This is a genomic window from Streptomyces sp. NPDC127177 (assembly GCF_042672475.1).
Taxonomy (GTDB): domain Bacteria; phylum Actinomycetota; class Actinomycetes; order Streptomycetales; family Streptomycetaceae; genus Streptomyces.
On sequence record NZ_JBHXUW010000017.1, the window covers coordinates 38,829 to 51,706 of the forward strand.

The 12,878-nt window shown below is 70.5% G+C and carries 12 protein-coding genes and 1 tRNA gene; 6 read left to right on the forward strand and 7 right to left on the reverse strand.

Going from position 1 to position 12,878, the window contains the following annotated elements; genetic code table 11:
* Positions 1-182: 182 nt before the first annotated feature.
* A tRNA-Arg gene (locus tag ACFVJX_RS13175) sits at positions 183-255 on the reverse strand.
* A 378-nt stretch (positions 256-633) separates the two neighbouring features.
* On the opposite strand from ACFVJX_RS13175, the gene ACFVJX_RS13180 reads away from it, so the two are divergent.
* A complete protein-coding gene (locus ACFVJX_RS13180; protein WP_384127081.1) occupies positions 634-1,281 on the forward strand; it encodes a dihydrofolate reductase family protein in 648 nt (215 codons plus the stop codon).
* An 81-nt stretch (positions 1,282-1,362) separates the two neighbouring features.
* On the opposite strand, the gene ACFVJX_RS13185 is transcribed toward ACFVJX_RS13180, so the two are convergent.
* Together ACFVJX_RS13185 and ACFVJX_RS13190 are read right to left on the reverse strand one after the other, a co-directional pair.
* A complete protein-coding gene (locus tag ACFVJX_RS13185; protein WP_384127080.1) occupies positions 1,363-1,512 on the reverse strand; it encodes a hypothetical protein in 150 nt (49 codons plus the stop codon).
* Between the two features lie 63 nt (positions 1,513-1,575).
* Positions 1,576-2,229, reverse strand: a complete 654-nt coding sequence (locus tag ACFVJX_RS13190; protein ID WP_384127078.1) for a GntR family transcriptional regulator — start codon at positions 2,227-2,229, stop codon at positions 1,576-1,578.
* A 179-nt stretch (positions 2,230-2,408) separates the two neighbouring features.
* On the opposite strand from ACFVJX_RS13190, the gene ACFVJX_RS13195 reads away from it, so the two are divergent.
* Complete coding sequence (locus ACFVJX_RS13195; protein ID WP_384127077.1) at positions 2,409-4,175, forward strand: class I adenylate-forming enzyme family protein; 1,767 nt, start codon at positions 2,409-2,411, stop codon at positions 4,173-4,175.
* On the opposite strand, the gene ACFVJX_RS13200 is transcribed toward ACFVJX_RS13195, so the two are convergent.
* Positions 4,162-5,439, reverse strand: coding sequence for a M6 family metalloprotease domain-containing protein (locus tag ACFVJX_RS13200; protein ID WP_384127076.1), 1,278 nt, complete (start codon positions 5,437-5,439; stop codon positions 4,162-4,164). The genes ACFVJX_RS13195 and ACFVJX_RS13200 overlap by 14 nt on opposite strands.
* 287 nt (positions 5,440-5,726) lie before the next feature.
* Here ACFVJX_RS13200 and ACFVJX_RS13205 point away from each other — a divergent pair, with 287 nt between their 5' ends.
* Together ACFVJX_RS13205 and ACFVJX_RS13210 are read left to right on the forward strand one after the other, a co-directional pair.
* The gene (locus tag ACFVJX_RS13205; protein ID WP_384127075.1) at positions 5,727-6,389 is read left to right on the forward strand and encodes a TetR/AcrR family transcriptional regulator; all 663 of its coding nucleotides are present in this window, start codon (positions 5,727-5,729) and stop codon (positions 6,387-6,389) included.
* A gap of 152 nt (positions 6,390-6,541) precedes the next feature.
* Positions 6,542-8,071 carry an MFS transporter gene (locus ACFVJX_RS13210; protein ID WP_384127073.1) on the forward strand — a complete coding sequence of 510 codons (1,530 nt, stop codon included), beginning with the start codon at positions 6,542-6,544 and terminating at the stop codon, positions 8,069-8,071.
* Positions 8,072-8,182: 111 nt separating this feature from the next.
* On the opposite strand, the gene ACFVJX_RS13215 is transcribed toward ACFVJX_RS13210, so the two are convergent.
* Positions 8,183-8,695, reverse strand: a complete 513-nt coding sequence (locus ACFVJX_RS13215) for a MarR family winged helix-turn-helix transcriptional regulator (RefSeq protein WP_384127072.1) — start codon at positions 8,693-8,695, stop codon at positions 8,183-8,185.
* 135 nt (positions 8,696-8,830) lie between these two features.
* Here ACFVJX_RS13215 and ACFVJX_RS13220 point away from each other — a divergent pair, with 135 nt between their 5' ends.
* Positions 8,831-9,613, forward strand: a complete 783-nt coding sequence (locus tag ACFVJX_RS13220; RefSeq protein ID WP_384127071.1) for a dioxygenase — start codon at positions 8,831-8,833, stop codon at positions 9,611-9,613.
* Between the two features lie 201 nt (positions 9,614-9,814).
* On the opposite strand, the gene ACFVJX_RS13225 is transcribed toward ACFVJX_RS13220, so the two are convergent.
* Positions 9,815-10,855: a questin oxidase family protein gene (locus ACFVJX_RS13225; RefSeq protein WP_384127069.1), complete on the reverse strand. Its 1,041-nt coding sequence runs from the start codon at positions 10,853-10,855 to the stop codon at positions 9,815-9,817.
* Between the two features lie 217 nt (positions 10,856-11,072).
* Positions 11,073-11,639: a GNAT family N-acetyltransferase gene (locus tag ACFVJX_RS13230; RefSeq protein ID WP_384127068.1), complete on the reverse strand. Its 567-nt coding sequence runs from the start codon at positions 11,637-11,639 to the stop codon at positions 11,073-11,075.
* Positions 11,640-11,788: 149 nt separating this feature from the next.
* Here ACFVJX_RS13230 and ACFVJX_RS13235 point away from each other — a divergent pair, with 149 nt between their 5' ends.
* Entirely contained in the window at positions 11,789-12,787 is a 999-nt protein-coding gene (locus tag ACFVJX_RS13235) for an RNA polymerase sigma factor RpoD/SigA (RefSeq protein ID WP_384127067.1), read from the forward strand.
* Positions 12,788-12,878: the final 91 nt, after the last annotated feature.

Genomic DNA, 12,878 nt, shown 5'->3' on the forward strand with positions numbered 1-12,878 from the left:
CGCTCTGCTCGCGCACTGCCGAGGGCACGGACTGCGGTGCGGTACACGAAGGACGTGGCGGGAGGCCCAAGGAGTCGAGCGGCTGTTCAAGAGCGGCTCGGCCGTGAGTGGCCGTCGCCCTTGATGTCAGCTGTAGATGTCAAAGACCCCGGGCCATGATCGGTCCGGGGTCTTTTTGCTTGTGCCCCCGGCAGGATTCGAACCTGCGACACCCGCTTTAGGAGAGCGGTGCTCTATCCCCTGAGCTACGAAGGCGGGGCTTGTCGAAGCCTTGCCGGAACCCCGGCAGGAGCGAGACAAACGCCCTGGTCAGGCTTCCTCGCGGTGGTGCAGGGGCAGGGGTCCGGAGGACGCTGTCCCGAGCAGGCGCGCTGAAGGTCGACTGACCGCTGACAGCCTAGCGGATAGGGGTCACGGAGGTCGCCCCCGTTGCCGCTAAGCGTCGGTCCGGGCTCGCGCCGGCCCCTTTGAGCTGCGAAGTTCCTCGTGGGATGCGCGGGCCGAGCCGACGCGATCAAGGTGTCGGCCGGGTGCGGGCTCGACGGGACCGGGACGACGAGGCGATGAGATTTCCCGGCCCGGCCGGTCTACCGTTCGTCAGGTGATCAGGAAGCGCGGAGTGCGAGGAGCGACATGAGCCAGTTGCTGCGGGTCCAGAACTTCACCGTCTCGAGCGACGGGTTCGGTGCGGGCGAGGGGCAGAGCCTCGAGACGCCGTTCGGTCATGCCGATCCGGGGGAGATGTTCGCCTGGGCCATCGCCACTGACCACCCACCCGTGAACCGCTCAGGGCCCGCTGGCAGTCGGGGTCTGGACGACTACATCACACGGGACTACGCCCGCAACATCGGCGCCGAGATCATGGGCCGCAACAAGTTCGGCCCGCAGCGCGGGCCCTGGGAGGACCACGAGTGGCAGGGGTGGTGGGGTGACGAGCCCCCGTTCCGCACGCCGGTGTTCGTCGTGACGCACCACAAGCGCCCGTCGTTCACGCTCGCCGACACGACGTTCCACTTCGTCGACGGCGACCCGGCCGCGGTGCTCGCCCGGGCGAAGGAGGCGGCTCAGGGCCAGGACGTCCGGCTCGGCGGTGGGGCCACGATCATCCGGCAGTTCCTCGATGCCGGTCTCGTCGACACCCTGCACGTGGCGGTCCTGCCGACGAAGCTCGGCTCCGGGGCACGGCTGTGGGAGTCCCCCGATGAGCTGCTCGACCGGTTCCACCGGGACGTCGTGCCCAGCCCGAGCGGGGTTACGCACCACTTGTTCTGGCGGAAGTGAGGCCCGGCCAACGGTGACGGCTCCGTGCCGTCACCGCCCGGCCCGGCCCTCGGGCCGAGTCGGTGTCCGTGGAACACGGGGCTACCGGATCAGCGTCTCGAAACCGGCATCGCCGCAGTACCGCACCACATGGGCCATCGCGTTGCGGTCGCCGTACTTTATCGCCGCCGCCGCCGTCTCCTCACCCAGGGAGCGGCCCCCGTTGACGGTCTCGTCCCGGATCGGTCGCATCGCGAGGTAGACGTCCTCGGCGACGATAGCGGCGTCGTCCTCGGTCGGTGGCCCCGAGCCGCGTCAGTCGTCGCGCAAGGCGTCGATCACGCTGCCGAGGTGGGCGCGGACGGCAGCTTCCGCCGCCTGCGGGTCCCTGGCCCTGATCGCGTCGATCACGGCCAGATGCTCACTCAGGGACTTCTGTGGACGGCCCGGCCTGAGCGCCAACTGGAACTGGTGGCGCACCGATTGGGCGTTCAGTCGCTCCAGGAGTCCGAGGGCCGTCTGCTGGCCGGAGAACTCCCGGATCAGGGAGTGCAGTTGGTGGTTGAGCTCGGAGTAGGTCATCGGTTCGCCGTCGGCGACGGCCTTGGACATCGCCGCGCCCGTCTCCGTCAGCCGGTCCAGCTGCTCATCGGTGGCGTCCGCCGCCACCTTGGCCGCGCACAGCCCTTCGAGGACCATCCGGCACTCGGTGATGGCGACCGCCTCCTCCTTGGTCACCACCCGCACGCGTGATCCGCGGTTACGGATCCGCTCGACCAGCCCCTCCGATGCCAGCTCGAGAAGTGCCGCCCGGATGCTGGCCCGTGTCACGCCGAACTGCTCGGCGAGTTCGTCCTCCACCAGCCGCTGGGCCGGTGCCATCTCGCCTTGCAGGATCGCCTGCCGCAGCTGCGCGAGCGCGTGCTGTTTGGCCTGCTCGCCGGTGCTTGGACGGGCTTCCTTCGGCATCAATGCCCTCCCTGAGTGAGTGCCTGTCGAACCTGAACTTAGGGCAACAAGATTGTCAACGATTTTGTTTCCGCTATTGCCGACGCGGCTCGGCGGTGCTGTGTGTCGCGCTCTTGACGGAGGCCAGGTCCAGGCATAGCGTCGCGAAGGCCCTGAGCAAGCGCTTAGAAAGGTCGTTCGTGCCGCACACCGACCCGACCCCAGCCCCATCCGCCCCCGCCGGGGCCGCCGCCCGGATCGAGGCCGCGCTGACCGGTCCGGGGGGCCCGTTCGCCGTCGTACGTGCCGAGGACGGACCCTCGGCCGGCTCGCTCGTCTACGCGGACGGGCCCAGGACCCTGCGCGAGTTCGTGGAGACCACCTGGGCGTTCGGGGACCGGCCGTTCCTGATCGCCGGGGAACGCAGTTACACGTACGCCGAGTTCTTCGCCGCCGCCTCCGCGCTGGCGTGCCGGCTGAACGGCACGTACGGGCTCCGGCCGGGTGACCGGGCCGTGGTGGCGATGCGCAACCATCCGGAGTGGCAGATCGCTTTCTGGGCCGTCCAGTTGGCAGGTCTGGTCGCCGTTCCGCTGAACGGCTGGTGGACCGAGGACGAGTTCACGTACGCGCTCGACGACTCCGGGCCGCGGGTGCTGCTGGTCGACGGTGAGCGGCTGCCGCGTGTCGCGGCCTGGGCGCGCGGGGCCGGGGCCCGGGTGATCGTCTTCCACGACGAGGAGCGCGCGGGCCGCGGGGAGCCGTCGGGCCAGCTGGAGTGGTACGAGGACCTGCCCGAGCCCGATCCGTTCGCGGCCCCGCCCGACGTCGAGATCCGGCCCGAGGACGACGCCACGATCATCTACACCTCCGGCACCACGGGCAGGCCCAAGGGTGCCGTCGCCACGCACCTCGCCCAGGCGGGTGCCGCGCGCAACCCGGGGTTCCACGCGGCGGCCTCGGCGCTCGGCCGGGGGATCATCCCGGGACAGGGCCCGGCGCCCGTCTCGTTGCTGACGTTCCCGTTCTTCCACGTCGCCGCGTTCACCGGTTTCTACGCCGCGATGTCGGCGGGAGGCGCCATCGTCCTGATGCGCAAGTGGGACGCCCGGGAGGCGCTGCGGCTGATCCGTGAACACGGGGTGACGCACTACGCCGGGGTCCCGGCCACCGCGCTCCAGCTGCTCACGGCTGCCGCCCAGGAGGGGGACGCGCTGGAGGGCCTGCAGATGCTCAACACCGGCGGGGCCGCGGCACCGCCCGACCTGGTCGCCAGGCTGACCGCCCGGCACGGCGAGCGGATCGAGCCGCGCAACGGGTACGGGCTGACCGAGACCAGCGGTGGCGTCATGGCGAACTTCGGCGCCGAGTACCGGCTCCACCCGGGCAGCGTCGGCCGGCCGACGCCCACCACGGAGGTGCGGATCGCCGGTCCGGCGGGGGAGCCGCTGCCCGACGGCGAGGTCGGCGAGCTGTGGCTGCGCGGCCAGGCGCTGGTGCGGGGCTACTGGCGGGACGAGGCGGCCACGGAGCAGGCCTTCACCGGCGGCTGGTTCCGTACCGGGGACCTGGCCGTGGTGCACGAAGGCCGGGTCAGCATCGTCGACCGGATCAAGGACATGGTGATCCGGGGCGGCGAGAACGTGTACTGCGTCGAGGTGGAGGCCGTGCTGCACGACCATCCGGACGTCGAGGACGCGGCCGTCCTCGGGGTGGCGCACCCCGTGCTGGGCGAGGAGGTCGCCGCGGTCGTCCGGCTCCTCCCCGGTGCCGGCACCACGGCCGAGGACCTGCGGGCGCACGTCGGGCGGAGCCTGGCCGCGTTCAAGGTCCCGGCCCATGTGGTGCTGTCCGGGGAGCCGCTGCCCCGCAACGCCACCGGCAAGATCCTCAAGCGCGAGCTGCGCGGACCGGTGGAGCGGCGGGTGCGGGCCGGCGGGGAAGAGGGCCAGGTCAGGGGCGGGTGACCCGTACGCGGTAGTTCCCCTTCGCGTCCTTGTCGACCACGGATATGCGTATCCCAGTGGCCCGGTCGGTGAAGGTCTGGCCGGGCTGGAACGGGGCGTCGGAGAGCTCGGCGTGCACGTTGGGCAGCCGGGTGCAGCCGCTGCTGTCCTTGGTGCTGTCCGCCACGGAGATCGGGCCCTGTCCGGTGTCGACGTCCGAGCTGACCTTGTAGATGAGCACGCCGGGCCGGCAGACCGCCTGGTCGTTGCCCGACTGGGTCCGCACCTCCACCGCGTAACCCGACTCCGCGGTCAGCGGGACGAACGCCAGCTTCGTGCCGCCGCGGGTGGACAGCGGTTCCAGGACGTGGTCGCTGGTGCCGGCCGCGGATGCGCAGCTGATCTGGTTGTTGTCGAGCCAGCCGAGCTTCCACTTGTGCCAGCCCAGCAGGTCGTTGTTGGCACCCCAGTCCTCGGACATGATGTCCCAGTGCCCGACCGAGCCGCCGCCCTCCATCGTGTACAGGTCGGGCAGGCCGAAGACGTGGCCGTTCTCGTGCGGCAGCACGCGGTATCCGGTCTGGGCGTACGAGCCCGAGCCGTCGTCCTGGCGGCTGTAGACGAAGGACGTGTTGGCGAGCGGCACACCGTCCGCGAAGGGGGCGTCGTCGTTGCCCGAGAACGTCACGGACAGCACGGTGTCCAGGGCGGAGGGCCCGGCGTTCGGGGTGACGAGGATGTTGACGAGGTCGTAGTCGCTGAAGTCCACCTTCGGATCGGCCGCGGCGACGATGTCCTGGACGAGGTGGCGGTAGCCCGGCTCGTACGGTGAACCGCGCTCGATCCCGTAGCCCGAGAACGGCAGGGGCATCCGCAGCCAGGACTTCACCGGGGTCTCCGGCACGTAGGTGAGGCGACCGTAGGAGCTGGTGCGGAACCAGTCCGTGGTCTGCGGGAAGAATTCGGCGAGCCGGTCCATGGCCGGTTCGGTCCCCGGCGCGTCCGGGAAGTCGACCATCAGGTTGAGCGCGTGGATCTGGCCGGTGGAGCGGGCGTAGCCCGGCTGGGTGGGCATGCCCTCCGACATCTGTACGCCCATGGTGGCCGATATCCGGCACGGGCCGAGACCGGCTGTGCCGGTGCTGGACACCGGTCCGGCGGACGCCCGGCTGGGGAGCGGGAGCGTGCTGCTGGCGGAGGCCAGCGCAGCGATGACCAGGGCTGTTGCCGCGCCAAGGACGACCGTCTGACGGTGCTTGCGTATCCGGTGGCGGGGCTGCTGCATTTCAGGCGCCTTCGGGTCCGCGGCAGCCGGCCGACCCTGGCTGCGCTCTGCCGATCAGCCTGTGTCGGGAGGTGCGGCGCCGCGCGTTGGGTGCGCCGAAGGGGTGGGATTTGCCCGTTTCCTGGTGAGGTGACTCAGGTCACATCGGGGCGGGAAATAACCGGGGATCGTTTCCCCGTTTGAACTCGTGTCCCCGCGAAACGGGGAGGCGGTCCCCGGTTACACGGAGAGGTCGCCCGAGTTACGAACGCACGAACAGCGAACGCGAACAGAGAAGGAGTGCCGCCGTGGACACCGTCGCCCGTACCGCCGCCGGAACGGCGCAGCCGCGTACGCCCCGGCCGAGGGCCGACGCGCTGCGCAACCGGGAGCGGATCGTGACGGCCGCGCGCGAGATGTTCGTCGAGTTCGGGCCGGATGTACCGCTCGACGAGGTCGCACGCCGCGCAGGCGTCGGCAACGCCACGCTCTACCGCAACTTCCCCGACCGGGCCGCGCTGACCCGTGAGGTCGTCCTCGCGGTCACCTCACGCACCACCGACCGTGCCGAGGAGGCCGCGAACGAAGGGGGAGACCCCTTCGTCGCACTCAGCCGCTTCGTGCACGCGGCGGCCGACGAACGGATCGGGGCGCTGTGCCCGATGCTGTCCGGCGGCTTCGACAAGGACCACCCCGAACTGCTCGCCGAGCGGCGGCGCCTCGAAGAGGCCGTCGAAGGACTCGTCGGGCGCGCCATGTCCGCGGGGCGCCTGCGTACCGACATCGCCGTCGGTGACGTACTGGTCGCCCTCTCCCAGCTCACCCGGCCGCTGCCCGGCATCGCCTGCCTGAACATCGACCGGTTCACCCACCGCCACATCCAGCTGTTCCTGGACGGACTGGAGGCCCCGGCCCGGTCCGTGCTCCCCGGGACAGCGGCGACCTTGGAGGATCTGCGGCGCCGGAACTGACCACCGCGCCGGGTCCCTGAGCGGGCTGCCCGGCCGCGTGTCCGCCACGCCTCGACCACCCGACCCCGATCGACGCTCGCCCCGACGAGCCCTCACCGCATTCACGGTTCACGACTTCGCGCGCCCGAGCGCGCCCTTAGGTGGCTACTCCCATGTCAAAAACAGACGTCCGACTCCCTGATCCGAGTCGCTGGAAAGCGCTGGCGTTCATCGCGCTCGCCCAGCTGATGGTCGTGCTCGATGCCACGATCGTGAACATCGCGCTGCCGCACGCCCAGACGGACCTGGGCATCACGGATGCCAACAAGCAGTGGGTCATCACGGCCTACGCCCTCGCCTTCGGCGGGCTGCTGCTCTTCGGAGGTCGGATAGCCGACCTCTGGGGCCGCAAGCGCACCTTCGTCGTCGGCCTGATCGGCTTCGCGCTGGCCTCGGCGCTCGGCGGGGCGGCCCAGAACCAGGGCATGCTCTTCGGCTCGCGCGCACTCCAGGGTGTGTTCGGTGCCCTGCTGGCCCCCGCGGCCCTCTCGCTGCTCGCCGTGATGTTCACCGATGCCAAGGAGCGCGCCAAGGCGTTCGGCATCTACGGTGCGATCGCCGGTGGCGGTGGCGCCGTCGGCCTGATCCTCGGCGGCTTCCTCACCCAGACGCTGAACTGGCGCTGGACCTTCTTCGTCAACATCCCGTTCGCGGTCATCGCCGCCGCCGGCGCGTACTTCGTGATCCGTGAGCCGTCCGGTGGCCGTAACCGGTCCTCGCTCGACATCCCGGGCGTCGTCCTGTCCGCGCTGGGTCTGGTCTCGCTGGTGTACGGATTCACCCGCGCCGAGTCCAGCGGCTGGTCGGACTCGCTGACCATCGGTACGTTCGTCGTCGCCGTCGTGCTGCTGGCGGCCTTCGTCCTGACCGAGTCCAAGGTCAAGTCGCCGCTGCTCCCGCTGCGCGTCGTGATGGACCGCAACCGCGGTGGCGTCTACCTCTCGCTCGGCCTGGCCATCATCGCGATGTTCGGCCTGTTCCTCTTCCTCACGTACTACCTCCAGGTGGTCCAGGGCTTCTCGCCGATCAAGACGGGCTTCGCCTTCCTCCCGATGATCGCGGGAATGATCACCGGTTCGACGCAGATCGGTGCCCGGCTGATGACCCGGGTCCCGGCCCGCGCGCTGATGGCTCCGGGCTTCCTCGTCGCCGCCGTGGGCATGCTGCTGCTCACGCAGCTGCAGATGGACTCGTCCTACGCGGCGGTCATCCTGCCGGGTGAGCTGCTGCTGGGTCTGGGCATGGGTACGGCGTTCATGCCGGCCATGTCGCTGGCCACGCACGGCATCGAGCCGCGTGACGCGGGTGTCGCCTCCGCGATGGTCAACACCTCGCAGCAGGTCGGCGGTGCGATCGGCACGGCGCTGCTCAACACCATCGCCGCCTCCGCGGCCACGGCGTACGCCACCTCGCACGCCGCGCTCGGTGCCACCGACCCGGAGCTGCTGAAGCTCCAGTCGTTGGTGCACGGCTTCACCGGCGCCATCTGGTGGGCCGTCGGCATCCTGGTGGTGGCCTCCGCGATCGCGGCGACCTTCATCAACGCCGGCCGCCCCTCGTCGGTCACCACGTCCGGCGGTACCGGCTCCGATGCCGGAGACGGTGTCGAGGACGAGGTCAGGATCCCGGTCGTCGCTCACTGAGCCACCGGGCACGACGTCCCGTGACGTGACGTGAAGCGCACTCTGCCCCGGTTCCGTTCGACGGAACCGGGGCAGAGGTGCGTGCGGTGCGGGGACGCGGCGTCGGACGGGTCAGCGGAGCCAGGGCAGGTCCGCGTCCGAACCCTCCGGCTGGAGCCCGCCCGCCAGAACCTGCATGATCTCGCCGAGCGAGCGCACCTGCTCAGGGGTGAGCCGGTCGAACATGGCCTGGCGTACCGCGCTGACGTGGCCCGGCGCCGAGCGGCGGAGCATCTCGTGCCCCTCCTCGGTGAGGACCGCGTTCTGGCCGCGCTTGTCGGACGGGCAGTCCTCGCGGCGCACCCAGCCGTTCTTCTCCAGCCGGGCGACGGCGTGCGAGAGCCGGGACCGGGTGATCTTGGCGTCCTTGGCCAGCTCGGTCATCCGCTTCTGGCGGCGGGGCGCCTGGGAGAGCTGGACGAGCAGCCCGTAGTAGATGTGCGGCATACCGGCATCACGCTGCAACTGGCGGTCGAGATGATCCTCCAGGAGCGTGGTGGCGTGCAGGTAGGCGCGCCACACCCGCTGTTCTTCGTCGGTGAGCCAGCGCGGCGCACCGGTGGATGCCGTGGTCATGTACTCCACTGTACGACCTTTTCTTGAAAGTTGAACTAGATAGAGCTAAGGTCTCCGAAGGTAGGAACTTGAAACTTAAAGAAAAGTTCCTGCCCAATGCCCATGAAGAAGACTTACCTTGAGTAGCAGCGGATGGGGAGTGTCATGACAGTCACCGCGGAGCGCATGCCCGCCCTCTATCTCTCCCACGGCGCCCCGCCCCTGGCGGACGACCCGGTCTGGCCGGGCGAACTGGCGGCCTGGTCGGCGGGTCTGCCGCGCCCCACCGCCGTCCTCATGGTCTCCGCCCACTGGGAGGAGGCCCCGCTCGCACTCGGCGCGACCGAGACGATCCCGCTCGTCTACGACTTCTGGGGCTTCCCCGAGCACTACTACCAGGTGCGGTACGCCGCCCCGGGCGCCCCGCGGCTGGCCGAGAGCGTCCGCAAGCTGCTGCGCGGCGCCGGTACGCCGGTGCAGGACATCCCGGACCGCGGGCTCGACCACGGCGCGTACGTGCCGCTGGTGGAGATGTTCCCGGAGGCCGACATCCCGGTGCTTCAGATCTCCATGCCGACGCTGGACCCGCGGAAGCTGATGGACATCGGACGCAAGCTCGCGCCACTGCGCGACGAGGGCGTACTGATCGTCGGCAGCGGGTTCTTCACCCACAACCTGGCCGCTCTGCGGCACCCGGGCGGCGGCACCCCCGGCTGGTCGGCGGAGTTCGACGACTGGGGGAGCCGCGCGCTCCAGGCGCAGGACATCGACGCGCTGCTGGACTTCGAGCACAAGTCACCGGCGGGCCGGCTCGCCCACCCGCGCACCGAGCACTTCGCCCCGCTCTTCGTCACGCTGGGAGCGGCGGAGGAAGAGCTGGGCGAGGGGCGCAGCGTGATCGACGGGTTCTGGATGGGACTGGCCAAGCGCTCGCTCCAGTACGGCTAAGGGCTCTCTGTTCCGTAATCCCTGGTGGATCAGCGCGCGGCGTCGGATGCGGTGCCACCGCAAGGCGGAGGGGCGTCCGCGTACTGGATGTGTTCGGGCGTTCCGACCACGCGGCGAGGCGCCGTGGCCGGCGTCGCGCGCCCGCCGGGGATCACGGGACAGCCCTTAGGAAGGGCCCTCGGCCGCGATGCTCCCGGGCAGTCAGAGGGCCGGCGGGTTGAGCTCGATCGAGCGGAGCGCGGCGGCCAGTGCGGGTGCGTCGCCGACGTCCAGCGCCGTGTCGGTGAACTTGATGGTGTGGTCGTCACCGTGGGCGGCCGCCCGCGCGAAGACCTCCTCGGGGGTCAGTCCGTCGGGCGCGGCCGGGTGGTCGGCGGGCCGCGCCGGGGAGTACGCCGCGGTCACCGCCGCGCCGGCCGTCCACGCCGCGTCCAGGCTCGGTGCCCACAGGTCCCGGGGGAGCGCGGGCAGTGTGCGCAGTACGGCGTTGGGCGCCGTGGCGGCGTGCACCAGCATGATCGGCCCGCCATGCGCGTACGCCGCGTAGCGGTGGGTCGCGGCCCGCACCAGCTCCTCCAGCCGGGCGCGGGCCAGGTCCGGGTCGGTCACGGGGTGCCGCGGCCACCGCGGGAACGCGGTGAGCTGTCCCAGCCTGTCCCGGATGCCGCCGCTCTGGTCAGGCACCCGGTCCACCGCGTCCAAGGCCGCCGCCGCGCCGGTGACGGGAGCGAGCGGGGCCAGTGGCGGCAGCGGCTGGTGGCGGGCCGCCCAGTAACCGAGACCGTGCGCCAGCTCGGCGATGCGGGGTTCGTTCTCCCCGGCGCTCAGCAGGGTGCGTACGCAGTGCCCGACCCGGATCACCGGGTGCGTGGCCCCGGCCGCGATGCCCGGCAGCAGCCGGGGCCACCACTCGGCGAGGACCTCCCGCCAGGGCCGGTCGGCAATCTCCCGCTGGAAGTACGCCGTCCAGTCGGCGATGCGGCGCGGGTCGCCCAGGGCCTCGCGCCAGTTGGCCGGGGTCACCTCGGTGAACCGGTCCGGCATGTCCTCCAGCTTCGCCCGGTAGTGGTCCAGCCACCGGTGCACGGCCGGCGCCTGACCGTGGTGCACCAGCGCCTCGACCGCCATCGGGGCGTGATTGCTCAGCCAGCCGTTCCGTTCGGGGCCGAAGGAATGAAGCCGCTCCAGGGCCTCGTCGAGCGTGCCGGATGTGTCGGGTGCGTTGCGCGTCGTGTCGTCCATGCGCAATCACGCTAGGCACCGCACAGGCGTCGCGTAACGGGCTGTGGACCTAGGGAGGGCCCGGGCTGCCGACCTAGGGAAGGCCCCGGCTGTGGACCTAGGCAAGGCCCGCCTGTGGACCCGGGGAGGTGCGGGCGGAGGAACTGGGGAGGCTGCGGGCCGGGGCCCGGGGAGGGCGCGGACCGCGGGCCCGGGGGAGGCCGGCGGCGGGACGGGGTCAACGGGGTCCTGTGCGCGGGCACAGTTGTTTCTCGTACCAGGCGACGTCCCAGTACCGGTCGAATTTGCGGCCGACCTCCTCGTACGTACCGAGGTGCCGGAAGCCGAAGTGGTCGTGCAGCCGGACCGAGGCCTCGTTCGGCTGGGTGATGCCGGCGTACGCCCGGTGCAGGTCCTCCTCGGCGAGCGCTTCGAAGAGCGCCGCGTACAGGAGGGTGCCGATCCCGCGCCCGGCGGCGCTGGGCGCGCAGTACACGCTCACCTCGACGGAGGTGGAGTACGCCGGCTTCGGGCGGAAGGCGCTGCTGGTGGCGTACCCCAGGATCCGGGGAACCCGGCCGTTGCCCGGTCCGTTGACATTACGGACATCCTGAGCAACCAGGAGTCTGTGCGGACCGTCTACAGGGTGGGAGCGCAACCAGGGCAGGCGCTGGTCGGCAGTGAAGGGGACCGTGTCGAATGTGAGGGCGGTCTCACGCACGTAGTGGTTGTAGATGTCGGTCAGGGCCTCCAGATCGCTCTCCATACCGGGCCTGACCTGCGTATCCGTGCCGGACTGTGTCATGCGCCCTCCATCGGTGGCGCGACAGGGTACTGCATGATCGCGAAAATGAGTGCCAGGCATGGGAATTCTGTCCGGATTCCAGTCGTTGTTTCCATCGGAAGCTGGGCACCCGAAAGGGTGTCGCGACCTACTCAGCAGGAGGAGCACGCATGGCAACCCGTGCCGTCGCCCGACGTTCGTCCGCCACCGGCGGGACCAACCGGGCAAGCAGTGTTCGCGCCGTGGGCGGGGAGATCGCCGATCGCGACCTGGTCGGCATGTACCTGGACGAGATCGCGCGCACGCCGCTGCTCGATGCCGCCAAGGAGGTCGAGCTGTCGCAGGCCGTCGAGGCGGGCGTATTCGCGCAGCAGGTCCTCGACAGCGTGGTGGAGAGCGATGCCGGCGGGGCCTCGCGCGAGGAGCTTGAGGCGCTGGTCGCCGATGGCGAGCGCGCCAAGGACGTATTCATCCGATCCAACCTGCGACTCGTGGTCGCCGTCGCCCGCCGGTATCCGCGGGCCGGGCTTCCCCTGCTCGACCTGATCCAGGAGGGCAACGCGGGCCTGGTGCGCGCGGTCGAGAAGTTCGACTACGCCAAGGGCTTCAAGTTCTCCACCTATGCGACGTGGTGGATCCGGCAGGCCATCACCCGTTCCATAGCCGACCAGTCGCGCACGATCCGGCTCCCCGTCCACCTGGTGGAGGAGCTCGGCCGGATCCGTCGTGTGCAGCGCGAGTTCAACCGCGAGCACGGGCGCGACCCGGAGCACGCGGAGATCGCCGCCGAGCTGGACTCCACGACGTCCCGCGTCGGTGACGTACTGGACTGGGCCCGTGACCCGGTCTCCCTCAACATGTCGGTCGACGACGACGGCGACACGCAGTTCGGTGACCTCCTGGAGGACACCTCGGCGGTCTCCCCCGAACAGTCCGTGATGACGCTCCTGCGCAGCGAGGAGCTGGAGGAGCTGATCGGCAAGCTCGACAACCGCACCGCCTCCATCATCCGGATGCGTTACGGCATCGAGGACGGCCGTGAGCGGACGCTGACCGAAGTGGGCAAGCAGCACGGGCTCACCCGGGAGCGAATCCGCCAGATCGAGAAGCACGCACTGCTCGAACTGAAGCGAATGGCTCACGACACGGGCTTTGACGCTGCGGCGTGAGCCCAAGTCCAGTAACCTCCGAATTGGGCCGCTTCATATCGGTCCCCCTGAGCTGAGTCCCGGCGCCCACCCCCCCCTGGCGCCGGGGCTC

Bases quoted from the DNA above. Each gene is read 5' to 3' on its own strand.
- ACFVJX_RS13180 (WP_384127081.1), top strand. From the start codon at position 634: ATGAGCCAGTTGCTGCGGGTCCAGAACTTCACCGTCTCGAGCGACGGG.
- ACFVJX_RS13185 (WP_384127080.1), bottom strand. From the start codon at position 1,512: ATGCGACCGATCCGGGACGAGACCGTCAACGGGGGCCGCTCCCTGGGT.
- ACFVJX_RS13190 (WP_384127078.1), bottom strand. From the start codon at position 2,229: ATGCCGAAGGAAGCCCGTCCAAGCACCGGCGAGCAGGCCAAACAGCAC.
- ACFVJX_RS13200 (WP_384127076.1), bottom strand. From the start codon at position 5,439: ATGCAGCAGCCCCGCCACCGGATACGCAAGCACCGTCAGACGGTCGTC.
- ACFVJX_RS13210 (WP_384127073.1), top strand. From the start codon at position 6,542: ATGTCAAAAACAGACGTCCGACTCCCTGATCCGAGTCGCTGGAAAGCG.
- ACFVJX_RS13220 (WP_384127071.1), top strand. From the start codon at position 8,831: ATGACAGTCACCGCGGAGCGCATGCCCGCCCTCTATCTCTCCCACGGC.
- ACFVJX_RS13225 (WP_384127069.1), bottom strand. From the start codon at position 10,855: ATGGACGACACGACGCGCAACGCACCCGACACATCCGGCACGCTCGAC.
- ACFVJX_RS13230 (WP_384127068.1), bottom strand. From the start codon at position 11,639: ATGACACAGTCCGGCACGGATACGCAGGTCAGGCCCGGTATGGAGAGC.
- ACFVJX_RS13235 (WP_384127067.1), top strand. From the start codon at position 11,789: ATGGCAACCCGTGCCGTCGCCCGACGTTCGTCCGCCACCGGCGGGACC.